Origin of the sequence: Rhodothermus marinus, assembly GCF_009936275.1 — a bacterium.
Classification (GTDB): domain Bacteria; phylum Bacteroidota; class Rhodothermia; order Rhodothermales; family Rhodothermaceae; genus Rhodothermus; species Rhodothermus marinus_A.
Genome location: NZ_AP019797.1, coordinates 704566 through 728433, shown reverse-complemented (window position 1 = coordinate 728433; position 23868 = coordinate 704566). Strand labels below are relative to the sequence as shown.

22 protein-coding genes are annotated in these 23868 nt (G+C 65.0%); 9 read left to right on the top strand and 13 right to left on the bottom strand.

The features are described 5' to 3' along the window. Positions 1-33: 33 nt before the first annotated feature. The 7 genes from pheS (at position 34) to GYH26_RS03220 (ending at position 8016) form a co-directional block, all read left to right on the top strand. Complete coding sequence (gene pheS, locus GYH26_RS03250; RefSeq protein WP_014066288.1) at positions 34-1044, top strand: phenylalanine--tRNA ligase subunit alpha; 1011 nt, start codon at positions 34-36, stop codon at positions 1042-1044. 3 nt (positions 1045-1047) lie between these two features. After that, on the top strand, positions 1048-3525 hold the full coding sequence (gene pheT / locus GYH26_RS03245) for a phenylalanine--tRNA ligase subunit beta (protein ID WP_161540474.1): 2478 nt from the start codon (positions 1048-1050) through the stop codon (positions 3523-3525). A gap of 36 nt (positions 3526-3561) precedes the next feature. After that, the gene (locus GYH26_RS03240; RefSeq protein WP_161540473.1) at positions 3562-3909 is read left to right on the top strand and encodes a hypothetical protein; all 348 of its coding nucleotides are present in this window, start codon (positions 3562-3564) and stop codon (positions 3907-3909) included. 15 nt (positions 3910-3924) lie between these two features. Further along, on the top strand, positions 3925-4254 hold the full coding sequence (locus GYH26_RS03235) for a cell division protein ZapA (RefSeq protein WP_161540472.1): 330 nt from the start codon (positions 3925-3927) through the stop codon (positions 4252-4254). A gap of 335 nt (positions 4255-4589) precedes the next feature. After that, positions 4590-6266: a ribonuclease Y gene (rny, locus tag GYH26_RS03230; RefSeq protein WP_161540471.1), complete on the top strand. Its 1677-nt coding sequence runs from the start codon at positions 4590-4592 to the stop codon at positions 6264-6266. Continuing rightward, on the top strand, positions 6256-7053 hold the full coding sequence (locus tag GYH26_RS03225) for a winged helix-turn-helix transcriptional regulator (protein ID WP_161540470.1): 798 nt from the start codon (positions 6256-6258) through the stop codon (positions 7051-7053). Before rny ends, GYH26_RS03225 begins: the two co-directional genes overlap by 11 nt. A gap of 246 nt (positions 7054-7299) precedes the next feature. After that, positions 7300-8016, top strand: coding sequence for a hypothetical protein (locus GYH26_RS03220; protein ID WP_242006573.1), 717 nt, complete (start codon positions 7300-7302; stop codon positions 8014-8016). Here GYH26_RS03220 and GYH26_RS03215 read toward each other — a convergent pair. The 6 genes from GYH26_RS03215 to GYH26_RS03190 all read right to left on the bottom strand — a co-directional run bounded on the left by GYH26_RS03215 (position 8010) and on the right by GYH26_RS03190 (position 13975). Beyond that, on the bottom strand, positions 8010-8771 hold the full coding sequence (locus GYH26_RS03215) for a hypothetical protein (protein ID WP_242006572.1): 762 nt from the start codon (positions 8769-8771) through the stop codon (positions 8010-8012). The two genes, GYH26_RS03220 and GYH26_RS03215, sit on opposite strands and share 7 nt — an antisense overlap. A gap of 197 nt (positions 8772-8968) precedes the next feature. After that, complete coding sequence (locus GYH26_RS03210; protein WP_242006571.1) at positions 8969-9580, bottom strand: L,D-transpeptidase; 612 nt, start codon at positions 9578-9580, stop codon at positions 8969-8971. Between the two features lie 32 nt (positions 9581-9612). After that, positions 9613-10773 carry a L,D-transpeptidase family protein gene (locus GYH26_RS03205; protein ID WP_161540466.1) on the bottom strand — a complete coding sequence of 387 codons (1161 nt, stop codon included), beginning with the start codon at positions 10771-10773 and terminating at the stop codon, positions 9613-9615. 49 nt (positions 10774-10822) lie between these two features. Beyond that, positions 10823-11428, bottom strand: coding sequence for a DUF4398 domain-containing protein (locus tag GYH26_RS03200; protein ID WP_014066283.1), 606 nt, complete (start codon positions 11426-11428; stop codon positions 10823-10825). 150 nt (positions 11429-11578) lie between these two features. Continuing rightward, positions 11579-12523 (bottom strand): calcium/sodium antiporter, encoded by a 945-nt coding sequence (locus tag GYH26_RS03195; protein WP_012843120.1) that lies wholly within the window; start codon positions 12521-12523, stop codon positions 11579-11581. 54 nt (positions 12524-12577) lie between these two features. Next, positions 12578-13975 carry a sigma-54-dependent transcriptional regulator gene (locus GYH26_RS03190; RefSeq protein ID WP_161540465.1) on the bottom strand — a complete coding sequence of 466 codons (1398 nt, stop codon included), beginning with the start codon at positions 13973-13975 and terminating at the stop codon, positions 12578-12580. A gap of 266 nt (positions 13976-14241) precedes the next feature. Between GYH26_RS03190 and GYH26_RS03185 the strand changes: the two genes are divergently transcribed. Continuing rightward, positions 14242-15180: an ABC transporter substrate-binding protein gene (locus GYH26_RS03185; RefSeq protein ID WP_242006569.1), complete on the top strand. Its 939-nt coding sequence runs from the start codon at positions 14242-14244 to the stop codon at positions 15178-15180. After that, entirely contained in the window at positions 15177-16199 is a 1023-nt protein-coding gene (locus GYH26_RS03180) for a FecCD family ABC transporter permease (protein ID WP_161540464.1), read from the top strand. The genes GYH26_RS03185 and GYH26_RS03180 overlap by 4 nt, the downstream gene beginning before the upstream one ends. Here the strand turns inward: GYH26_RS03180 and GYH26_RS03175 are convergent. The 7 genes from GYH26_RS03175 to glmS all read right to left on the bottom strand — a co-directional run bounded on the left by GYH26_RS03175 (position 16184) and on the right by glmS (position 23738). Beyond that, on the bottom strand, positions 16184-17365 hold the full coding sequence (locus tag GYH26_RS03175; protein WP_161540463.1) for an MFS transporter: 1182 nt from the start codon (positions 17363-17365) through the stop codon (positions 16184-16186). The genes GYH26_RS03180 and GYH26_RS03175 overlap by 16 nt on opposite strands. A 9-nt stretch (positions 17366-17374) precedes the next feature. Next, the gene (locus GYH26_RS03170; RefSeq protein ID WP_161540462.1) at positions 17375-19393 is read right to left on the bottom strand and encodes a protein-disulfide reductase DsbD family protein; all 2019 of its coding nucleotides are present in this window, start codon (positions 19391-19393) and stop codon (positions 17375-17377) included. Between the two features lie 81 nt (positions 19394-19474). Then, positions 19475-19930, bottom strand: coding sequence for a 50S ribosomal protein L9 (gene rplI / locus GYH26_RS03165; RefSeq protein ID WP_054684070.1), 456 nt, complete (start codon positions 19928-19930; stop codon positions 19475-19477). A gap of 44 nt (positions 19931-19974) precedes the next feature. Further along, positions 19975-20172, bottom strand: coding sequence for a 30S ribosomal protein S18 (rpsR, locus tag GYH26_RS03160; RefSeq protein ID WP_012843113.1), 198 nt, complete (start codon positions 20170-20172; stop codon positions 19975-19977). A 36-nt stretch (positions 20173-20208) separates the two neighbouring features. Beyond that, positions 20209-20634: a 30S ribosomal protein S6 gene (gene rpsF / locus GYH26_RS03155; protein WP_161540461.1), complete on the bottom strand. Its 426-nt coding sequence runs from the start codon at positions 20632-20634 to the stop codon at positions 20209-20211. Positions 20635-20761: 127 nt separating this feature from the next. After that, entirely contained in the window at positions 20762-21844 is a 1083-nt protein-coding gene (prfA, locus tag GYH26_RS03150) for a peptide chain release factor 1 (protein WP_161540460.1), read from the bottom strand. Positions 21845-21902: 58 nt separating this feature from the next. Then, positions 21903-23738 (bottom strand): glutamine--fructose-6-phosphate transaminase (isomerizing), encoded by a 1836-nt coding sequence (gene glmS, locus GYH26_RS03145; protein ID WP_161540459.1) that lies wholly within the window; start codon positions 23736-23738, stop codon positions 21903-21905. Positions 23739-23868 lie beyond the last annotated feature (130 nt).

The window sequence follows — 23868 nt, the reverse complement described above, 5'->3', positions numbered from 1 at the left end:
CTTATTTCCGGACACGCCATGGCTACGCTTTCCATGCAGGAAGAACTCGAGGCGCTGCGCCACGCCATCGAAACCACACCCATCGACTCGGAGGAGGCGGCCGAGGCCTTCCGCATTCGCTTTCTGGGACAGCGCAGCGGTCAGATCACGCACCTGTTCAAGCGCATCCGGGAGGCCCCGCCCGAGGAGCGTCCCCGCATCGGCCAGCAACTGAACGCATTGAAACGGCTGGCCGAGCAGCGGCTGGAGGAAGCCCGTGCCCGCCTGCGCCGGGCGGCCCGCCCTCGCACCGAGGTGCCCGACCTGACGCTACCGGGCCGCCGCACGTTTACCGGATCGCTCCATCCGCTGACCCGGACACTCGAAGCCATCGTCCGCGTCTTCGAGCAGCTCGGCTTTTCGGTGGCCGAAGGCCCGGAAATCGAAGACGACTGGCACAACTTCACGGCGCTGAACTTCCCGCCGGACCACCCGGCCCGCGACATGCAGGATACGTTCTTCCTGCACCAGGGCGCTTCCCATCAGGAGGCCGTCGTGCTCCGCACGCACACCTCGCCCGTGCAGATTCGCGTGATGGAACGGATGGCCCCGCCCATCCGCATCATCGCTCCGGGCCGCGTCTACCGCAACGAGGCCGTCTCCTACAAGTCCTTCTGCCTGTTTCACCAGGTCGAAGGGCTCTACGTGGATCGAAACGTGTCGATGGGTGACCTGAAGCAGGTGCTCTACCTGTTCGCACGGGCGCTCTTCGGCGAAGACGTGCGCATGCGCTTCCGCCCCAGCTTCTTCCCCTTCACCGAGCCGAGCGCGGAGGTGGACATCTGGTGGCCGCTGCCCGACCACCCCGAGGGCGGCCAGTGGATGGAAATTCTCGGCTGCGGCATGGTCCATCCCAACGTGTTCCGCGCCGTGGGCATCGATCCCGAGCAGTACACCGGCTATGCGTTCGGCATGGGCGTCGAACGCATCGCCATGCTGCGCTACGGCATCGACGACATCCGGCTGTTTTACGAAAACGACCTGCGTTTCCTGGAGCAATTTTAAGCGATGAAACTCTCCTACCGCTGGCTGCAGCAATACATCGACCTGGACCTGTCCCCTTCGGAGCTGGCCGAGGCCCTGATCGGCCTGGGTCTGGAGGTCGAAGAGGTCGAGCCGCTGGGCACCGACCTTAAGGGCGTGGTGATCGGCCAGGTGCTGGAGGTACGCCCCCACCCCAACGCCGACCGTCTGACGCTCTGCCGCGTCGATCTGGGGAGCGGCGAGCCGGTCCCGATCGTCTGCGGAGCGCCCAACGTGGCGGCCGGACAGAAAGTGGCCGTCGCCACCCCCGGCACCACGCTGCTGCTGACCGACCGCGAGGGCAACCGCCAGCCTGTCACAATCCGCAAGACGAAGATCCGGGGCGAGGTGTCCGAGGGCATGATCTGCGCCGAGGACGAACTCGGCCTCTCGGACGACCACAGCGGGATCCTCGTGCTGCCCGACGATGCGCCCGTCGGCCAGCCCTTTGTCGAATACCTGCAGCAACAGGGCCTGACGGTACCGGACTACCGGCTCGAAGTCAGCCTGACGCCCAACCGGGCCGACGCGGCCAGCCACCTCGGCGTGGCCCGCGACCTGTCGGCCCTGCTCGACCGGCCATTGCGCCGTCCCGAAGTGGCCGTGCCCGAACCCGGCGGCGAGGCCGCCCGTCAGGTGCAGGTGACCATCGACGCCCCGGAGGCCTGTCCGCGCTACGTGGCGCTGCTGGTGCGCAACGTGCGCATCGGTCCCTCGCCGCTCTGGCTGCGCCAGCGCCTGGCCGCCATCGGCCTGCGCTCGATCAACAACGTAGTGGACGTGACCAACTACGTGCTGCACGAGTGCGGCCAGCCCCTGCACGCCTTCGACTTCGACCGGCTGATCGGCGGGCGCATTCACGTGCGGCTGGCCCGCGCGGGCGAGCAGTTCACCACGCTCGATGGCAAGACCCGTCAGCTTCCCGAAGGCGCTTTGCTGATCTGCGATGCCGAGCGGCCGGTGGCGCTGGCCGGCATCATGGGCGGCGAAAACTCCGAAGTGACCGACACCACGACGAACATTCTCATCGAAAGCGCCTATTTCGATCCGTCCACCATCCGGCGCACTTCGAAGGCGCTGGGTCTGCAGACGGATTCGTCCTACCGCTTCGAGCGTGGGGTCGATGCCGGCCTGCAGCGCTGGGCGGCCGCCCGTGCCGCGCAACTCATCGTGGAGGTGGCCGGTGGCGAGATCGTGCCCGGCGTGGTGGACGTGCAGGTGCGGTCGTTCGAGCCGCGCACCGTGACGCTGCGCCTGCCGCGTCTGGCCCGCGTGCTGGGCACCGAGATCCCGTCCGACGAGGTGCGACGCATTCTGGATCGGCTGGGCTTCGAGCCGAAGCCGGAAGGCGAGGCCTTCCGCTGCACGGTGCCGCTCTACCGTCCGGACGTGCACGAGGAGATCGATCTGATCGAAGAGGTGGCCCGCGTGCACGGCTACGACCGGCTGCCCATGCCCGAGGCGTTCTCCGTACCGGCGCGCGTGCCCGAAGAGCCGCCGGCCCAGGCGCTGCGTCGCCGCGTGCGCACACTGCTGACCGGCTTCGGCCTGCGGGAAATCTACACGAACAGCCTGCTGCCACGCGAGGTGGTGCGCCGCTTCGTGCCCGCCTCGGGTTCCGACCACCAGACCGACGCGCCGCATCTGGTCGAAACGCTCAACCCCATCTCGGCCGAGATGGCCGTGCTGCGACCGTCGCTCCTGCCCGGTCTGGTGCAGACCCTCGTCTACAACCAGAACCGGGGTCAGCAGGTGCTGCGCTTCTTCGAGTTCGGGCGCGTCTTTGCCCGCACGGACCGCACCGACACGCCCGTGCCCGGCTTCGCCGAGCACGAAGCGCTCATCATCGGACTGAGTGGCCCGCACGCTCCCGAAGGCTGGGACGTGCAGCCGCGCCTGACGGACTTCTTCGACCTCAAAGGGCTGGTCGAAACGCTGCTGGACACGCTGCACCTGAGCGACCGCATCGCGCTGGTCCCGGCCGAATCGCCCGAGCCGACGGCCGCCTATCAGATGAACCTGGTGGCCGACGGGCGTGTGCTGGGCACGCTGGCCCGCCTTTCGGACGCGCTTCAGGAGGCCTATGAACTGCGTGCCCCGCTCTACTACGCCGAACTGAACTGGGATGCCTTTGCCGAGATCGCCCACCCAGCCCAGCAGCGCCGCTACCGGCCCTTCAGCCGCTTCCCCGAGGTGGATCGCGACCTGGCCGTGCTCGTCGATCGCGACCAGCCGGTCGGTCCCCTGCTCGAAACCATCCGGGAAGCCGGCGGCGAACTGCTCCGTCACGTGGGCGTCTTCGACCTGTACGAGGGCGAGCGCATCCCGTCCGGCAAAAAGAGCGTGGCCTTCTCGCTGCGCTTCGGCGCCGACCGGACACTGACCGACGAAGAGGTGGATGCCCGCGTCGAGGCGATCGTCCGCGAGCTCGAGCGCCGCTTCAGTGCACAACTGCGCCGTTGAGATCGTATATTGTGCCTGTTGAAACAGGCTGCAACTATGGGCAACCGCAAAAACAAAAAATCACGGCGGCATCGGCGGCCCCACCGGAGCGGGCCGGTTCACCTGCGGAGTCTGGAGGCGCTGGAGCAGTTGCGCGACCGCGTCGTGGAAACGGCCCGCGAGCTGGCCCGTCTGCGCGAAGCACAGCACGCACTGCGCGAGCAGCTCGGCGCGCTGGCCGCCGAAATGCCGGCCCTGCCACCGGGCGGTGGTGGCGCGCGCATCGTCTTTCCGGAAGATCCGGAAGTGCTCCGTCAGAAGGTACAGGCCTTCATCGAGGCCGTCGATTATTACCTGGAGCAGGATCTCGGTGCGGCCGGCACCCCGCCGCCTGCGGCTTCCTGATCAAAAAGCGCGGCCATGGCGCTGGAAAAATCCATCCAGATCTCCATTCTGGGACGCAGGTACCCGCTGCGGGTGCGCGCGGAGGACGAGGCGTTGATGTATCGCCTGGCCGCCATGGTCGAGGAAAAAATGCGGGCCTTCCGGGAAGCACACCCGGAGCAGTCCGAACTGACCGCCGCCGTGATCGTAGCGCTTTCGCTGGCCGAAGCGCTGCATGAAGCGCAGAAGGCGCTCCGGGAGCTGGACGAAACGCTCTACGAAACGATCCAGGAGCTGCTGGAGCTGCTGGAACATCCGGAATCTTCCGCAACCCCGCCGGAACAGCCTGCCAGCGATGCAATATAAAGGCGCTGCCTGCATCAGGCAGGCCGGCGCAAGCCTGCAGTCACGCGTAATAAAGGGACCTAACACCTGTACGCGAGGGAGCCTTCCTTCCGATCCGGACGACAGGCCTCAGTCCCGACCTCGTCGGGATCTCCTTCCGCACCGGAAGGGGCCGAGGAAGTCGGAACGATCGGAGCGGCACCCACTGTGTCGATGAGGGGGTTCCTTGAACCCGGGCTGCAGGTTTGTGGCCGGATTTTTTCCACGCCCCGGCAGGGTTACGGAACCTGTCGGGGCGTCTTTTTTTAATCCTTCTTAACCGTTATCAGACGTCTTCACGCTTAATCCGGACGACTATGGAACTGTTATGGATAGCCGGCCTGGCGCTTCTGGCTGTAGGGGCCGGCATTGCACTGGATAGATGGCTGCTGACCCGTTCCCTGCAATCCGCCCGGGAGCAGGCTCGAAAAATCCTGGCCGAAGCGGAGGCCCAAGCCCAGGCCTACCAGCAGGAACATCTGGAAAAAGCGCAAGAGGCGCTCCGGCGGGAACGCCAGGCGTTCGAGCAGGAACAGGCCGAAGCCCGCAAGGCGCTGCAGCAGGCGCAGGAGCGCCTTGCCGAACGCCAGGAGGCGCTGAACCGCCGCACGTTCCGCGTCAACGAGCGCGAGAAAACGCTGGCCAAGGCCGCCGAAGCCATCGAAGCACTGCGCCGGGAGGCCGATGCCAACTTCCGCCAGGCCGAAGCGCTTCATCAGCAGGCACAGGCGCTGTTCGAGTCGCTGCGCCGCCAACAGGAGGCGCTCGCGCAACGGGAAGCCGAGGTCAACCGCCTGCAGGAAGAACTGACGGTCAAACAGGCCGAACTGGACCGGACGCTGGAGGAGCAGTTGCGTCGGCTGGAGCAGATCGCGGGCATGTCGCGCCAGGAGGCCAAGGAAGCGCTCATGGCGCAGATGGTCGAAGAAGCCAAGCTGGAAGCGGCCTCCATGATCAAAGAAATCCGCGACGAGGCCCGGATGAAAGCCAACCGCGAGGCTCGCAAGATCATCCTGACGGCCATTCAGCGGACGGCCGCCAGCCACGCCATCGAAAACACCGTCTCGGTGGTCAACATCCAGTCTGACGAGATGAAGGGCCGCATCATCGGGCGCGAGGGTCGTAACATTCGCGCCTTCGAGGCGGCCACCGGCGTCGAGGTGATCGTCGACGACACGCCCGAGGCGGTGATCCTTTCGGCCTTCAACCCGATCCGTCGCGAGATCGCCCGCCTGGCGCTGACCAAGCTGATCCAGGACGGCCGCATCCACCCGGCCCGCATCGAGGAAGTGGTCGAAAAGGCCACGGCCGAGATCGAAGAAGAGATCATGGAGACGGGCGAGCGGACCGTCATCGATCTGAACCTGCACGGCATGCATCCGGAGCTGATTCGACTGATCGGCCGGATGCGCTACCGCACGAGCTACGGCCAGAACCTGCTGGCCCACTCCATCGAGACGGCCCGCATCGCCTCGCTGATCGCCGCCGAGCTGGGTCTGGATGCCGACAAAGCCCGCCGTGCCGGGCTGCTGCACGACATCGGCAAGGTCGTCGAGGAAGAGATCGACCGCCCGCATGCGCTGGTGGGCATGGAACTCTGCCGCAAGTACAAGGAAGATCCGGAGGTGTGCAACGCGGTGGGTGCCCACCACGACGAGATCGAAATGACCACGCTGATCGCGCCCATCGTACAGGCAGCCGACGCCATTTCGGGTGCACGTCCGGGTGCCCGTCGCGAGGCGCTGGAAGCCTATATCAAGCGGCTGGAAAAGCTCGAGGCATTGGCCGCCTCGTTCCCGGGCGTCGAGCGCGTCTACGCGATCCAGGCCGGACGCGAGGTGCGCGTGATCGTCAACCACAGCCTGGTCTCCGACGCCCAGGCCGAGCAGCTGGCGATCGACATTTCGAAAAAGATCCAGAGCGAGATGCAGTATCCGGGCCAGATCAAAGTGACGGTCATTCGCGAGGTGCGCTCGGTCGCCTATGCCAAGTAATGTTACCGGGTCCACGACCACCCCGCCTGCAGCCCCACTTCGGCTGTGTTTGATCACCGATGATCCGCTGCTGGTAACAGCGGTCCAGTTGAGTTGTCCGCCTCCGCACGAACTGTGGGTGTTCGGATGGCAGGCGCTGGGCGGCCCACAACATACTCTGTCGGAACAGGGGCAGCAGCTGCTGGAAACCGCCCGACAGGCCAGTGCTGTGCTGGTGGACTGGCAACTGGCGCAGGCACCGCTGATCAACACGCTGGGCTTTTACCTGCGTCGTCAGGCTACTGCTCCCCTGATTGCTCTGTGCCGAACCGGCCCGGAAGCCCAGATTGCCGCCCTGGTAGCCGGCGCCGACGCCGCCCTGACCTTTCCCCTCCAGCCTGCTTTGATCCAGGCACACCAGGTAGCCTATCAGCGGCTGGTGCGCGACCTTCGTTTGGAAGCCACAGCCGCCACCCTTCCCCATGATGTACGACAGGTGGGACGCCTGCGGCTTGACCGCACCGCCCATCGCTTCTTTATTGATGATCAAGAAGTGGAGGTAACACCCCGGGAATTTGCCCTGCTGGACTTTTTGCTCTCGCGCCCCGGGGTCGCCTGCTCTCGCCACGAGATTCTGGCCCACGTCTGGGGTATCACATTCGACACCGGCACCAACATGGTGGACGTTTACATGTATTTTCTGCGGCGGAAACTGGAAGCACATGGCCTCAAGAATGTGATCCGCACCATTCGTGGATATGGCTATCGGTTGGATTTGCCCGCCGAACCGCCGGAAAAAAACACGTAACGGAGCAATCTCGGCTCAACTTTCACCGGGGGTACGCGTTTCAGCGGTTGCAGTACTTGCCGCAGGATTCCGGTTGGCTGATCCCGGCCTGCACAAGGCCCGCCGGGCGGCAACGTGCGGCGTCCGTTCGGGAAGACGGACCAAGGGACGGCCCGGCCGGAAGGCATTCATTTAAGGCAGGAGGTGTACGCTTCTATGACGTACGCGGCGCGTATGGAGCGGTGGGGTGGGTATAGTGCGTTGCTTATGGCTGCGCTGTTTGTGGCCAGTGTCTCCCTGACGGCTTGGATGCCGCCCCTGGATGAGCAATCTCCGATCCCTTTCTGGCCCCACTTACTGTTTGACTACCTGTTCGCCCTGATGGCGCTGCTGGGACTGGCCCTGATCCCGGCGGTTCATCAACGCCTGCAGGCCAGTTCCCCTCTCCTGACCTGGAGTGCCGGCGTCGCACAGGTAGGTTTTGCCCTGACGGCTATTGTCAGTCTCTGGCAGGCTGACTACGAAACCAGCCTGTGGCGCGAAGCCGCCAGCGAGGCCTCCGGATCGCTGGGACTGCTACAGGGTGGCTGGAGCGGCTGGTTGCAGCTGCTGCTGGAACGCATGCCCCGGGGCTGGCTGGAGACGGCCGGAGTCGGACTGTGGATTTTTGTGGTAAGCTGGATCGCGCATCGCCTGCCCGTCTGGCCCACCAGCCTGACTCAGAGTGGCCTGGTGCTGGGAGCGGCGATGGCCTGTATCGCCCTGGGCGCCACCACCGGCTTCACGTTCCTGCAGGTGTTTGGCCTGCTGAACTATCTGATCCTCTGGCCCTTCTGGCTATTGCGACTGGGGCTCTTTCTGCTCCATCCAATTCCGGTGCTGGCGCCTTCCTTTGCGCACATGCGGCGCAAGGCGGAGGCTCTGGGACGCCGCCTGCATCTGCGGCGCACGCCGGTGGCTCGAACGCCGGAGTCGCCTCAGTAACGCAATGCCAACCGGGCACTGTCCGGAAGGGCCCGGAAAACCGCCCGAATATCACCAGGCGGCAGTTCCAGCACGATGGGCACCGGGATCGTGGCGTCGCCTTGCAACAACGCGGCGATAAGTCGGGCTTCGCGCCACAGGTGCGTGCGCCCGACAAAAAACCAGCGTTCCAATCGTTCGCTCAGGCTGGTCGGCGGCGACAGCAGCCAGAGCTCCAGACCCCGATCGAATGCCAGGTAGACCCAGACGCCCCCGGAATCCTCCCGCGGGGGCAGGATCGGTGGCCGCTGCTGCGCTTCGAGCGTATCGGCCGGTGCCTCTACCTCGGTAATGGGATAACGTGGAATGGAAGCGCGATAAGCCCGCCACACGAACGGATGGGCCGTTGCTTCCATTTTTCGAAGCGTTGTCGGTACACTCAGTCGTTGAATCGACACTTCACGTACCGGCAAGCCGGCAATCTCCAGCGTCAGGCGTCGGGCCGGCAGATCGACCACCAGCCCTACCTGCCGAGAGCGAGCCATTTCGAGCCGCTGCTGCAAAAAAGCCTGGAGCAGCCGAAGAGAATCGATGGTGCCGTCTCCGGTACGGCTCGACGGTACGGGGGTCTGGGCAAGCAACACGGGCAGCACGACCAGCAGGAGCAAAACCAATCCCGGAAGCAGCAGTGCTCGTATCCAGAAACTGCGCTGCCCCAACACCTGCCTGCTCAGCTCCCGGAGCCTCCGCAATCTTTCAGTAACCTGCGTCTTCATCGGCTGCTCATACGATTTCCGGGCAATCATTTTGCATGTGAGAAAGCACGGGCGCACACTGCGGTGCGCCCCTACCAGATTATTGATGTTTTCCTTATCCCGTAGGGGCGGACCACTGTGTCCGTCCCATCACACTGGATTATGTCCGGTGCACAGAGGGTTGTGCCATCATGCACCGGTAAATCATCGATCCCATATCAGTAGATGTACACGGGTGCGCCCAGGGGAAGCGTTCGATAAACAACTTCCAGATCGGCATCGCCCAGGCGCACACATCCGTGGGTTACCGGAAGTCCCAGCAGGCGCTGATACAGGGTCCCGTGGATCAGGTATCCGTTGCCAATGGCCAGTGCATACCGCCCGAGCACCCCGTACTCGTACCGCTCGGGAGAACCAGGCGGCGGAATGGGTTTGCCTTCTTCGACAAAGGCCCAGTCCGGCTTATGCCAGACGGGATTGACGATTTTGGACTGCACGAAAAACTGACCACGGGGCGTTTGAAAAAGCCAGCTGCGTCCCCCACTTCCTTTCAGGTACACATAACTGCCGGTCGAGCAGCGGCCTTCTCGAATCAGCCGCCCTCCCACGTAGAGCCAGAAGTGGTTTTCCGTAGTACTGACGACCAGATAGGCGCCAGCGGGACGCCGGGCTGCCAGTCGTCGTTCCAGACGCGCAATGCTTCGCCGGAGCGTAGCCTCATCGACCGAAGCCGCCTCGGCATAGACCGGCGCGGTCTCGAGCGATAGCAATGCGCTGCGCAGCACCGGCGCCATGCCGACGCATCCCAGCGACAGCAGAAGGCCGGCCATCCACCCGCCCCATCTTGCCATCCGCGCAATGTTCATCGTGCATGCACCGCAATCATTTGTTGGACCCACGACGGCGGATCCAGTGTGCCGACGATCACGACCGGTGTACCCACCGGAATCATTTCATAGAGGCGACGCATGTCCTGATTGTGCAGGGCCACGCAGCCTTCCGTCCAGTCGGCCCCGCGCCCCCCTTCGCCATGGATTTCAATCAGGCCCCCGATTTTTGCCCCGGGAGGCAGCAATCCTTCCCGCCGGGCTCGGGCAAAACGTGCCCGATCCTCGGCATTGGGATAATCCAGAAGGAGCGCCCGGTAGTACCGGGTTTCGCCCGGCCCCAGCTTGCGCACCACGCGATAACGTCCCTCGGGCGTGGCCCGATCGCCTGCGTAGTGTTTGGAGCCCATCCAGTTGGGCCCGAGCTCTATGGGAAAGACGGCCACCTGTCGGTCGCCCCGATAGACCAGGCATCGTCGGGCCATTTTGTCCACGACAATCAGCCACTGGTTCTGGCGTCGGGCTTCGGCGCGGGCTTCGGCCACCCATTGCCGCCAGCGCGGTACCTGGGCCAGGTAATCGCGCACATAATCGCTTACCTGTTGCGTCAGGGCCAGCGTTTGCAGGTGGGCCTGCCGGGCCTTTCGGGCGGCCTCCCAGAGCGCCTGTTGCTCAAAGGCATACTGGGCCGCCTGATATTGCTGTTGCGCGACCTGTAGCTGCTGGAGCCAGGCCGGGCGATACGGCAGCAGCCGCAGCCACCGCTGTAGCGAATCCAGACGCGGTGCAAGGGCCGCCAGCATCTGACGACTTTCCCGGTGGAGCGAGTCGCGCACCTGCGCGGCCTGTGCGGCGGCCACGATCGCCTCGTGCTGCGCCTGCCGGGCCAGCGCGGTTATCTGCGCATAGTCGTCCGGGAGGCTCCACCAGCGCTGGTTGGCAAGCCGCCACCGCCGGAGCACCTCCTCCCAGACCTGCTCGGCCTTTCGCCAGTGCGTGGGCGCATACTGCTCGGCGGCTACGGCGCGCGCCTGCGCCAGCGCTTGCTGCGCAGCTTCGACCGCCGTTCGAGGGCTCTGGCGCAGGGCAAAGTAGCCATACGTCAGGCCGGCCAGCGGCATCAGAAACAGACCGATCAGGCCCAGCCGATACCCCCAGCGACGTCCAGATGTGCGGAAGGCCTCCGGCCTTCCCATCCGATGGGAAGCACCGGAGGCCTTCCGCCATGACCGGCGATCCGACACGTCAGCTTCCCTGTCCCGGACGCGTCTTGGCAATGGCCTCATTCAGTTCGTTGACCAGGCCGGCGGCACGATCGCGGGCTTGCTGCGCCAGCTGATGCGCCTGGAAAACGTCACCGCGCTCCAGCGCCGCCGCGGCTTCGTTCAGCAGGCCTTCCACGCTGGTGGCATCTTCCCGGATCGACACCAGCGCGATGGCGCCCTCTTTGCCACGCGGCGCCCGTCCCAGCAGCTCATGCGTCTGCATCAGCGCCTGACGCGCCTCGGCAATGAGCGCCTCGGTCTCTGCCCGGAGCGCCTCCTTGCGTTCGGCGACCTGCTGGGTCGCCTGCTGCGCCGTCTCCGTTACAAACTGCAGGAGTTGCTCGGCCCGCTTGTAGTCCCGGGCCAGTGCGAAGCGGGCATTCTGCGCCTCAATTTCGGCCTGGGCCGCAGCCAGTGAATCCTGCGCAGCCCGGTAGAGATCGGCCACATAAACGTCCGCTTCGGCACTGTCTGCGGCCTGAAGCGCACGCTGCGCCGCTTCAAGTTGTTCGTTCGGGGCACTGGCACAGCCCGCCCATAACAGGCCGATAGCCAGCAGTCCGCCCCATGTCCAACGCGTCTTCATACGCTGCCTCCTGGTTGGTTTATCGGGTGAGCCTTACGCCGACGATGACGCCAACCGCCATCATCCAAACGCGGCGCTTTATACGCCAGGTCGGCCGCCGCTTCTTTCTATGTGCGATTAAAAGTGGAGCTTGGATCGATTAAAAGTGGCTTAAAGCGCTGCCCGCCCCAACAGATAGGCGCCGTACAGACCCAGCAACAACAGGCCTTCACCTCGATGGATGCGGTGGCCACTCCACATCAGCGGCAGCAGGACCCAGGTCAGTGCGTTCATGACCAGCAGGTCCAGATGCTGCACGTCCGTGGTCTGCAGCGGACGCACCACGGCCGAAAGTCCCAGAATGGCCAGTAGATTGAACAGATTGGAACCCACCACATTCCCCACGGCAATATCGGCTTCGCGGCGCAGCGCGGCCACCACCGAGGTAGCCAGTTCCGGCAAGCTCGTACCCACCGCCACCACGCTCAAGCCAATAAAGGCCTCCGACAATCCCAGCCAGCGAGCGAGCGTTACCGCTCCTTCCAGAAACCAGTGCCCGCCCACCACCAGTAACCCCAGTCCGAGCACAACGATCGCACCTTCGATCCACGGATGACGCAACGGATGCGGCAGGGTGGCGGTCCCCTCCTGCAACAGTTCCGGGCTTTCTTTGCGACTCAGGTAGAAGTTGAGCCCCGTGTAACAACCCAGCAGTCCCAGCAACAACACCCCGCCCTGCCATCCCAGCCGCCCATCCCACAGCAGCCCTCCGCTCAGCAGCGAAACCCCGATCAGCAGCGGTACGTCCAGCCGGAGCAGACGCGCCTGTACCCTGAGCGGCTGCAAGACCGACGCCAGACCGAGAATCAGTGCAATGTTGCAGATGTTGGACCCCACCACATTGCCCACAGCCACATCCGCACTTCCCCTCAGCGCGGCCTGCACACTCACGACAATTTCCGGACTACTGGTCCCCCAGGCCACGATCGTCAGCCCGATGACCAGCGGCGAGACGCCCAGCCGAAGGGCCAGTGCCGCACTTCCCCGCACCAGCCCCTCCGCCCCGAGATAGAGCCCTCCCAGACCCAGGACGATCCAGAGCAGCGCGTCGCCCATCGATCCATGCCCGAACATTTGGCATCGCCAACGCCGCTGCTCAGCGTTTGTGCCTCAGGAGCGCGCCAGCTCGCGATCCAGATTGTAGCGTTTGCGCTTCTCCCAGAGCGTCTTTTTGGAAATGCCCAGCATGCGGGCGGCTTCGGTGAAGCTGGCCTTGTAGTGCTTGAGCGTGTGCAGGATATAGGCTTTTTCCAGCTCTTCCAGCGTGCTCCCGCTGGGGAAGTAGAACACACCGTTGGAAGGCGGCAGGGCCACTCCGTTGGAAGACGCAGTAGCAGGCAGCAGGTGCAGATCGTCGGCGTCGATCCACTCCTTTCTGTTGAAAATCATGGCCCGTTCGAGCACGTTGCGCAGCTCACGCACGTTGCCGGGCCAGTGATAGTCCAGCAGCTTCTTTTCCGCTTCGGGCGTCAGGCCCTTCACCTGCCGGCCCAGTTCTCTGTTGAACTGCTCGATGAAATGCCGGGCGATCAGAAGCACGTCGCGGCCCATCTCCCGCAGCGCCGGCAGGTAGATATTGACCACGTTGATCCGGTAGAAGAGGTCCTGCCGGAACTTCCGCTCGGCCACCAGCTGCTCCAGGTTGACGTTGGTGGCGCACAGAATACGCACGTTGACCTGAATGTCGTCGATACCGCCCAGACGCCGGAACGTCCGGCTTTCCAGAAACGAAAGCAATTTGGCCTGCAGCGCCAGACTCATCGAGTCGATCTCGTCCAGAAAGACGGTCCCCCCGTCGGCCACTTCGAGCAGACCCGGCTTGGAGGTGCGTGCATCGGTGAAGGCGCCTTTTTCATAGCCGAACAGTTCGGCCTCCAGCAGGTTGTCGGGCAGCGCCGCACAGTTGATCTCCACAAAACGCCCGCTGCTGTAGCAGGAGTTGGCGTGAATGGTGCGGGCCACCAGGTTTTTGCCGGTGCCGGTTTCGCCCCGGATCAGTACGATCGTACCCGGCACGTCCCGGAGCATCTCGATGGTCTGGCGCACCCGACGAATCGGCTCGCTGTCGCCCAGAATGCCTTCGATCGGATAGGCGGCCGCTTCCCCCTGCGGCGAGGGCTGTGAAACCGACGTGCGCTCATTCCGGCCGATGGCCTTCTTGAGCAGCATGCGCATTTCTTCCAGATTGACCGGCTTCTGCAGATAGTGAAAGGCACCCCGGCGCATGGCCTCGACGGCCGTCTGCACCGACGAATGCGCCGTCATGATAATGACCGGCACGTGAAGCCGACGTTTGCGAAGCCGTTCCAGCAATTCGATGCCGTTGATCTCCGGCATCATCAGATCGGCCAGCACCACGTCGGGCTGCTGCCCGTCTTCGATGGCTTCCAGCATTGCCTGGGGATGCACGAAGGCATGCACCTCGTAACCGTCCCGCCGGAGCACGTTGGCAAACAGCTCGCCCAGCTTGGGCTCGTCATCCACCACAAACACACAGGCCTTCGACATAGCGCGGGGGGTGTAGATTGGTAAATTCCGTCGCCTCTACTTGCTTTTGCCGAGCTCCTCTTTAGTATCGGCCGAGTAGTTTCGAACTCAAGCGATTCCGTTCGGAAAATTTGCGGCTGCCCCTGAACGTGCCTTTTTCCGCTTTCTTCGGATTTTACTTCGTTTTGTAAAAAAGAAGGGGCATTCGGTGTGTGCTTCTTCGATGCAAAGTAAAAACGAAACTCTCCGGGAATTCGGGCTGTTTTCACGAGCCGTCTCTATTTTAGATGACCTGCACGCCAGCCTTCAAAAAGATGAAGCCTGTCCGGTTGCTCCTGCTGCTGTTGTTGCTGGGGCTCGGCGCCTGCCAGCAGGCGTCCGGGCCTGCCAGCGGTGCGCTGACGGTTACCGACGATCTGGGCCGCACGATCACACTGCCGCACGTGCCGGAGCGCGTCGTGACGCTGGCACCGAGCCTGACCGAGATTGTCTTTGCCGCCGGGGCCGGGCCCAAGCTGGTGGGCGTCACCACGGCCGACGATTATCCGCCGGCCGTCGATACGTTGCCGCGCTTCGGTGCGCTGCCGGTCAACTTCGAGGCGATCGTCGCCCTGCAACCGGACCTGGTGCTGGCCACCGATCAGGTGAACAATCCGCGCGATGCGGCCACCTTCGAGGCGCTCGGTCTTCCCGTGTATTTCTTCTCATACCATTCGCTGGAGGACGTGCTGGAAGCGATCCTGACCACCGGAAAATTGCTGGGCACCGAAGCAGCCGCCCGTCGCACCGTCGATTCGCTACGGGCACGTCTGGCGAAGCTGGCGGCGGCCGTCGATACGCTGCGCCACCGCCCCACCGTGCTGGTGCTGATCAGTGACGAAACGCTCTACGCCTTCGGTCAGGGTAGCTACGTACACGACCTGGTGGCGCGGGCCGGAGGCAAAAGCCTGACGGACTCGCTGTCCAATCCGGCCCCGGTGCTGAGCGACGAGCTGGTGCTGCAGCTTCAGCCCGAGGTGATCGTCGTGACGGCCGGCGCCGACTATGACCCGGCCCGGCTGCTCCGGCACCACCCGTCCTGGGACCTGCTGCCGGCCGTTCGCAACCGGCGCATCTGTGGCGTCGAACCCTCGCTGATCCTGCGGCCCGGTCCGCGCCTGGTGGCCGGTCTGGAGGCCCTGCTGCACTGCCTGCACCCGGAGCTGGCCCGCAAGCTGTCGCCATGAGGCTGCGTCCGCTCACGCTGAGCTGCTGGCTGCTCGGGCTACTGCTCGCCTCGGTGGTGGCCGGGGTTGCGCTCGGAAGCGTCTCGCTGGCGCCGGACGTGGTGGTGCGCGTGCTGCTCGGACGCATGACCGGCGCGGCGGTCGATCCGGTGGCCGAACGGATCGTCTGGCAACTCCGGCTGCCCCGCGTGCTGATGGCCCTGCTGACCGGTGGCGGGCTGGCCATCGTGGGCGTGGCCATGCAGACGCTGGTGCGCAACCCGCTGGCCGAGCCCTACATTCTGGGGCTTTCGAGCGGGGCCAGTGCCGGCGCTTCGCTGTTCTACCTGGGCTTTCTCCCACCGCTGCTGTCGCGCACGCTCTCGATGCCGCTGGCGGCTTTTCTGGGCGCCCTGCTGGCGCTGACGCTCGTCTATCTCGTGGCGCGACAGAACGGTGTGCTTTCGGTCACACGGCTGCTGCTGGGCGGCGTGGCGATCTCGGCGCTCATGGCTTCGATCACGTCGTTCGTCACGTTCGCCTCGCCCAGTCCCGACAAGCTCCGCGCCGTACTGTTCTGGCTGATGGGTTCGTTCAGCGGGGCCCGCTGGTCGCTGCTACCGTTGCCCGCTCTGGCCACGCTGCTGGGGCTGCTCGGCATGCTGGCGCTCACGCGGCCTATGGACCTGCTGCTGCTGGGCGAGGAGCCGGCCGCCCAGCTCGGCATCCCTGTCGAACTGGCCAAACGCCTGCTGATCCTGATCTCGGCACTGGTCACCGGTACGCTCGTGGCGTTTTCCGGAACGATCGGCTTCGTCGGGCTGATCATTCCGCATGCCGTCCGCGCCCTGACGGGCGTGCCGCACCGGCGGGTGGTGCCGCTGAGCTTCCTGCTGGGCGCCGCCTTTCTGATCTGGGCCGATCTGGTCGCCCGCCTGCTGCTTCCCGGCACCGAACTACCGGTGGGCGTCGTCACCGCCCTCTGTGGCGTGCCGTTCTTTCTGATGCTGCTGCGCCGCAGCCACTATCGCTTCGGCTGACGACTCATCCAGCCCAGAACCAGCGCGGCCAGCACCTGCAGCGTCACGGCCACCCCGACCAGCGCCGGAATCGAGATGTCGTAGAGCACGCCCAGCAGCGCGCTCCCCGCAAACCAGCACACGCCGAAGACCGCGTGAAACAGTCCGAAGGCGGTACCCCGCCGTTCCGGCGCGATCATCCGGGCCAGCGTGGCCCGCAGGATGGACTCCTGCGCGCCCATGCCCACGCCCCAGAGCGCCATACCCGTCCAGGCGGCCGCCGCGCCTCCCAGAAACACCAGCGGTGCGAAGGCGGACGTCAGCGCCACGGCCAGCGCCAGCGTGATCGGGCCGAAGCGGTCGAACCAGCGCCCCAGCAGCAGGGCCGCTCCTGCATCGACGCCCATCGCCAGCGCATAGCTCAGGGGAATCCAGGCTTCGGGCAATACGCCGGCCTCCCGGAAGTGATAGGCGATCAGCGGAAAGTCTGCGTATCCGGCGGCCAGCAGGCCGGCTCCGATCAGGTAGATCCAGAACGTGCGTGGAAACGTCCGATCCGCCGGAGCCACCGTGGGGGTTGCTTCCAGCTCCTGCGGTCGCGGGTAGCGTAGCCGGGCCACGCCGAGCAGTCCCAGCGCGAGCAGCGCCGGCACCAGCAGCAGCGCGAAGGCCGTCCGGTAGTCGCCGCCCTGCAGCAGCACACCGGCCATCAGGAGCGGTCCGGCCACGGCCCCGATCTGATCGAGCGCTTCGTGCAGTCCGAATCCCCGGCCGTGGCCTATCTGGGCTGTGGCGTGCGAGAGCAGCACGTCGCGCGCCGGGGTGCGCAGCGCCTTGCCGGCGCGTTCGGCAATGATCAGCGCGGCCGCCACCTCCCAGCGACCGACCAGCGCCAGCGCCGGCACGGCCAGCAGGTTCACCGCATAGCCCAGCAGCGTAAGCGTCCAGTAGCGGCGCGTCCGGTCGCTCAGATAGCCGCTGACAAGCCGCAGCCCGTAGCCCACCAGCTCACCTGCACCGGCCACCACGCCCACCGCCGTGGCCGAGGCGCCCAGCCAGCCCAGGTAGGGACCGATCAGGCTCCGGGCGCTCTCGTAGGTGAGATCAGCCAGCAGGCTGACCAGCCCGAACAGCACGATCAGCCAGAAGGCCCGTCGCGTGGTTGGCGTCGTGGCGGGACGTGTCATGATGCTACGTCAACGCAGGGCGGCGGTGGGTTCGGCGGTCTGCGTGCGTTGCTGCCGGGCCAGCCGTTGCTGAAAAACCCGGGTTCCTTCTTCCAGAAACGCCAAAAATTCTTCCACCGAAGCCATCCCGGTGTGTCGAGCCAGCAACGGCCCGCCTTCCGGCGCCACGATCGCGTAGGTCGGCAAAGCCACCGTACCGGTCAACTGGAGCTGATACCGCTGCCACTCCGGCCCCACCGAAGCATCGTCGGTATAGAGCCGGAGCCGCACGAAGTCGTTCTGCAGCCGCTTTGCGACTTCCGGATGCGGGAAGACGGTGGCCTCCATCTGGCGACAATTCGTGCAGGTGTAGCCTGTAAAGTCGATGAACACAGGTCGGCCCGTCGCCTGCGCTTCCGCAAAGGCGGCGTCCGGGTCTTCGTGCCAGCTCATCTCTGCCCCATTTTCGCCGTTTCCGCTTCCCTGAAGCAGCGCCACCAGCCCCACATCGGTGGCACGGCGCGGCGGCAGGTAGGCGTCCAGGTTCCCCAGCGGCGCGCCCAGCAGTCCGGGCAGCATGTAGAGCGACAGGCCGAAGAACAGCACGGCCACCAGTAGACGCCCGACGCCCACGGTCTCGACGGGCGGCTCATGGGGCAGTCGCAACTTGCCGATCAGGTACAGGCCCGTCAGGAAAAACAGCACCGAGACCAGCGCGATCACCAGCGGCCGGGAAAGCAGCCCCCAGCCCCAGACCAGATCGGCGTTCGAGAGAAACTTCAGCGCGGCGGCCAGCTCCACGAAGCCCAGCACCACCTTGATCGTCTGCATCCAGGCGCCCGATCGCGGCAGCGCTTCGAGCGCCCGCGGAAACAGCGCAAACAGCACGAACGGCGTCGCGAACGTCAGGCTGAAGGCCACCATGCCCAGCACAGGATAGCCCCACTCGCCCAGCGCCGTAGCGGCCAGCAGTCCGCCGACAAAGGGGGCCGTGCAGGAAAACGATACGAGCGTGAGCGTCAGCCCCATGAAGAGCACGCCCAGGTAGCCGCCGTGCGTCTGGCTCTGGCGGTTGAAGTAGTTGACGAGCCCGGAGGGCAGGCGCAGCTCGTAGAGTCCGAGCAACGACAGCGCAAACAGGATGAAAACCAGCCCGATGAACAGGTTGACCCAGGGATTGGCCGCGATGGTCTGTGCACCGGAAGCGCCCACGAGCAGGGCCGTCAGCACGCCCAGTCCCGTGAAGGTCACGACGATGGCCAGACCGTAGACGAGCGCCATGCGGACGGCCTGTGCGCGGCTGCCGCTCTGCCGCGTGAAGAACGAGACGGTCAGCGGAATCATGGGAAAGACGCAGGGCGTGAGCAGCGCGGCCAGTCCGGCGCCTACGGCCAGCAGCAAAAAGCCCCAGAGGCCGCCCGAACGGGCCCGCACCAGGTCCTGCGCGGCGGCGTCGGTCAAAGCCGGGGTCTCGTCGGACGTCGGCGGTGCAGCCTCCGGCTCGATGGGCGGCACGGCCGGCTCGAAACGTGGCGGCGCAGTCTTGGAGGTGGCCTGCGGGTCGATCTGTACGGTCGCTTCGACCGGCACTTCGGTGGGCGGCAGGCAGACCCGATCGTTGCAGGTCATAAACGCCACCCGGGCACGCAGCGTGCGCGTGCCGGGCGTGGCGTCCGCCGTCACCACCAGCGGCACCGCCAGCGCGGCCCGGTTCAGGAAATAGCGGACGACTTTCTCAAAGAAAGGATCGTAGCTTTCCAGCGGCGTCTGCTGGCGTGGCGATCCGGCCTGTCGGAGGTCGGGGAGCGTGTCGAGACGCACCCGGACGCCCCGCGTGGGCGGCGGCGAGTCGAGCGCATAGACCTTCCACCCCTCGGCGATCGTCGCCTCCAGGCGGAGCCAGAGCGAGTCGCCCGGCGCCACACGCTCGGGCTGCGTACGGGCGCGCCACTGCACGATCTCGGTCGCCCGCTGCGCCCGGGCCGGCGACGCCAGCAGCGCGAGTAAGATCAGAAGCCCTGTGTATCGCGACCGCCTGCAGATCTTCATGGCTCGACCGAAAGCCAACAAAAAAGGCGTTCGTCGGGAAAACGAACGCCTCGAACAATTGTTGCCGCTGGTTGCGGGGCGTCAGCCTTCGGCCGTCTCCGGCTCGACGCGGATCTTGATCTGCGCCACCACTTCGGGATGGAGCTTGACGCGGGCCGTGTAGACGCCCAGCATACGGATATCTTCGGGCATCTCGATGCGACGCCGGTCGATCCTGAAGCCTTTCTGCGCCAGATAGTCGGCCACCTGCGTCGAGGTAACCGTCCCGAAGATGCGGTTCTCCTCGCCGACCTTGGCGCGAATGACCACTTCGGTCTTCGCCAGCTCCTCGGCCATGCGCTGGGCTTCTTCCCGCTGGCGGGCCAGCTTACGCGCCTGCTGGCGGCGCCGCTCTTCCAGGTCCTTGAGCACGCTCGGCGTCGCCTCGATGGCCAGGCCCTTCGGAATCAGGTAGTTCCGTCCGTAACCGTCTTTGACGGTAACCACCTCCCCCTCCAGACCCAGCTTCTCTACGTCCTGCAACAAGAGTACTTTCATGGCAAAATCGCGGTTATGGGTCATGCGTCCAGATCGGCAGCGGCTTACTTGACCGCTTCGGCCACAAACGGCAGCAACGCCAGGTGGCGCGCCCGCTTGATGGCCCGGGCGATCTGCCGCTGCGTCTTGGCCGACACGCCGGTAATCCGACGCGGCAGGATCTTACCCTGCTCGTTGATAAACTGCTTCAGAAACTCGACGTCCTTGTAATCGACGTATTCCAGATCGCGCTTGCGTGCCATGGCTCGATTTCGCTTCGTTTTGGTGAAGATCGACGATTATTCCTCTTCTTCTTCCTCATCCTCCACTTCGACATCCTCCTCTTCTTCCACCGCTACGTCTTTCGGACGCGGCCGCGCCGCCTCGACGGCCTGCTGCTTACGCCGCTCGTAGTGACGCAGCATCTTCGCGTCCATGCGCAGCGTCAGGTAACGCAGCACCTGCTCGTCGATCTCCAGGAAGCGCTCCAGGGCGGCGATCAACGAGGCGGGCGCCCGGAAGTACATGTTCACGTAGTAGCCGTTCCGCCGCTTCTGGATCGGATAGGCCAGGCGCCGCGTGCCCCACTCGTCGACTTCAACGATCTCGCCGCCGTGCTCTTCGATGTACTGGTTGACGCGGCGGATGACTTCCTTGATCTGGTCGTCGCTGAGCGCCGCGTTGATGATGTAGGTCAGCTCGTAGAAGTTCTTCACTTCCGACATGATCCCTTCCCTGTGGAATGATTACCGGTTTCGGTTCATGCCCCCGCCGACGGACGGGAGCAGGGAGGTACGTAAGGTACGGCGCTTCAACGCCGGAGGCAAAGGGGTGGTTCTTCTTTGCGGAAAATTAGGCCTTGAGCTGAGCCAGACGCTCGGCGTGTTCGGCCGTGCGCAGCGCGTTGATCAGTTCGTCCAGCTCGCCTTCGATGATGCGGTGCAGCGGCCAGTTTTTCAGCTCACCTTCGAGGCGGTGGTCGGTCACCCGGTCCTGCGGGAAGTTGTAGGTGCGGATTTTGGCCGAGCGGTCACCGGTTTTGATGGAAGCCCGTCGCACCGCGTCGCGTTCGGCCCGCTGGCGCTCCTGCTCCAGTTCATACAGGCGCGCGCGCAGGATGCGCATGGCGCGTTCTCTGTTCTGATGTTGACTCTTTTCGTCCTGACAGGAGACGACAATGCCGGTAGGGATATGTGTAATGCGGACGGCCGACTCGGTGCGGTTGACGTGCTGCCCACCGGCACCGCTGGCCCGGAACACGTCGATGCGCAGGTCTTCGGGCCGGATCTCCACGTCCACTTCCTCGGCCTCGGGCAGCACGACCACGCTGGCGGCCGAAGTGTGGATGCGTCCCTGCGATTCCGTGGCGGGCACACGCTGCACGCGATGCACCCCGCTTTCGTACTTCATGGTGCCGTAAACGTCCGGCCCCTTCAGGCTGAAGATGATCTCCTTGAAGCCGCCCACCGTGCCCGGCGAAGCGTCGAGCACTTCCAGCTTCCAGCCCTTTCGCTCGGCAAAGCGGCTGTACATGCGGAACAGATCGCCGGCAAACAGCGCCGCTTCGTCGCCGCCCGTGCCGGCCCGGATCTCCACGATGGCGTTGCGCCGGTCCATTTCGTCCTGCGGAATCAGGCGCAGCCGCAGGTCTTCCTCGACGGCCGGTAACCGCTCCTCCAGTTCTTCCAGCTCATGCCGGGCCATGCGGATCAATTCCGGGTCCGACTCGGTGCGGATCAGCTCGCGCAGGCTTTCCTGCTCGGCCAGCAGGCGCTCGTAGGCTTCGATGGCCTCGACGACGGCGCGCAGGCTGGCATGTTCGCGTCCGAGCTCGGCCAGCCGCTTCGGATCGGCGGCCACCTCCGGGTCCGACAGCGCCTGCGTGACTTCCTCGTAACGGCGTTTGATTTCCTCCAGCGGCTCTTTCGGGATCATAAGCGCAGCGCTTCGTTTCCGCTGCTAACGCCGCGATCGGCCTGTAGGTGCCTGTAGGCTACTCCACCGTCACGCTCTTGGCCAGGTTGCGCGGCTGATCCACGTTGCACCCCCGCATGACGGCGATATGATAGGCCAGCAGTTGCAGCGGAATCACCGTCAGGAGCGGCGTCAGGAAGTCCGGCGCCGGTGGAATGCGGATGACGTACTCGCAGAGCTTGTCCAGCTCGCCGTTGCCTTCGTCGGTGATGGCGATGACCGATCCCTGGCGGGCCACCACCTCTTCGATGTTGGAGACCACCTTATCGTAGGTGCGGTCTTTCATGGCGATGAAGACCACGGGCATGAAGCGGTCGATGAGCGCAATCGGCCCGTGCTTCATCTCGGCGGCCGGATAGCCCTCGGCGTGGATGTAAGAGATCTCCTTGAGCTTCAGCGCGCCTTCGAGCGCCACCGGGAAGTTGTAGCCGCGGCCGAGGTACAGGAAGTTGGACGCGTAGCGGTAGACGTGGGCGATGCGCCGGATCTCTTCGTCGAGCGTGAGCACCTGACGCACCTTGTCGGGAATCTCGGCCAGCGCCCGCAGCGCCTGTGCCATTTCGGCTTCCGAGAGCGTGCGCCCTTCGGCCAGCTTGAGCGCCAGCATGGTCAGCACGGCCACCTGCGCCGTGAACGCTTTGGTCGAGGCCACGCCGATTTCAGGGCCGACGTGCAGGTAGACGCCGGCGTCCGTTTCGCGGGCGATCGTTGAGCCGACCACGTTGCAGATGCCCAGCGTCAGCACGCCCTGTCGTTTGGCCTCGCGCACGGCGGCCAGCGTGTCGGCCGTCTCGCCACTCTGCGAGATGGCAATCACCACGTCGTTGGGCCGCAGCACGGGATTGCGGTAGCGAAACTCGCTGGCATACTCCACCTCGACGGGAATGCGGGCAAATTCTTCGATCAGATATTCGCCCACCAGTCCGGCATGCCACGAAGTGCCACAGGCGCAGATGATGATGCGGTCGGCCGCCCGGATGCGGTCCATCACATCGATGAGTCCGCCCAGCTTCACCGTGTTGTGCTGCAGGTCGAGCCGCCCGCGCAGACAGTTTTCCAGCGCCTCGGGCTGCTCCATGATCTCCTTGAGCATGAAGTGGGGATAGCCGCCCTTTTCGATCTGCTCCAGGTCCCACTCCAGCTCGTGGACTTCCTTTTCGAGCAGCACGTTGTCGATCGTGCGCACTTCGTAGCCGCTGCGGCGCACGATCACCACCTCGCCGTCGTTCAGGTAGACTACCTGGCGCGTGTGCTCCACGATGGGCGCGGCATCGGAGGCCAGGAAGTACTCGCCCTCACCGATGCCCAGGATCAGCGGACTCCCCTTCCGGGCGGCGATCAGCAGGTCCGGATCGGAAGCCGATACGATAGCCAGTCCGTAGGTCCCTACCACCTGCGTGAGCGCCTGGCGGACGGCTTCCGGCAGCGGCAGGCCCGTGGCGCGGCGCACATCGTCGATCAGGTGCACGAGCGCCTCCGTGTCGGTCTCGCTCCGGAACACGTAGCCCTTCTGCTGCAGACGTTTGCGCAGCGCCGCATAGTTTTCGATAATGCCGTTGTGCACCAGCGCAAAGTCGCCGTCGCTGCTGACGTGCGGATGCGCGTTGACGTCGTTGGGCTCGCCGTGGGTGGCCCAGCGGGTGTGGCCGATGCCCAGCGTGCCTTCTGGCAGCCGCTCGCGCAGGGCAGCCGCCAGTTCGTCCACCTTGCCTTTCTGCTTGTGCACCTGAAGCCGACCGTCGCCCACCACAGCGATTCCAGCCGAATCGTAGCCGCGATATTCCAGACGCTTGAGGCCGTTGAGCAACAGCTCGGCCGCCGGACGATGGCCGATGTATCCGACAATTCCACACATAGGCGAAGAAAGGCTTGCGTTTCAAAAACCTGGTCGGGTGCCGCGCGGCCCCTCCCTGCAAAATGCTTGCCGGCCCGGCGGTGAAGCGACCTCTTCCCCACCGGACCGGCAACACCTGGAAGGCAACCGC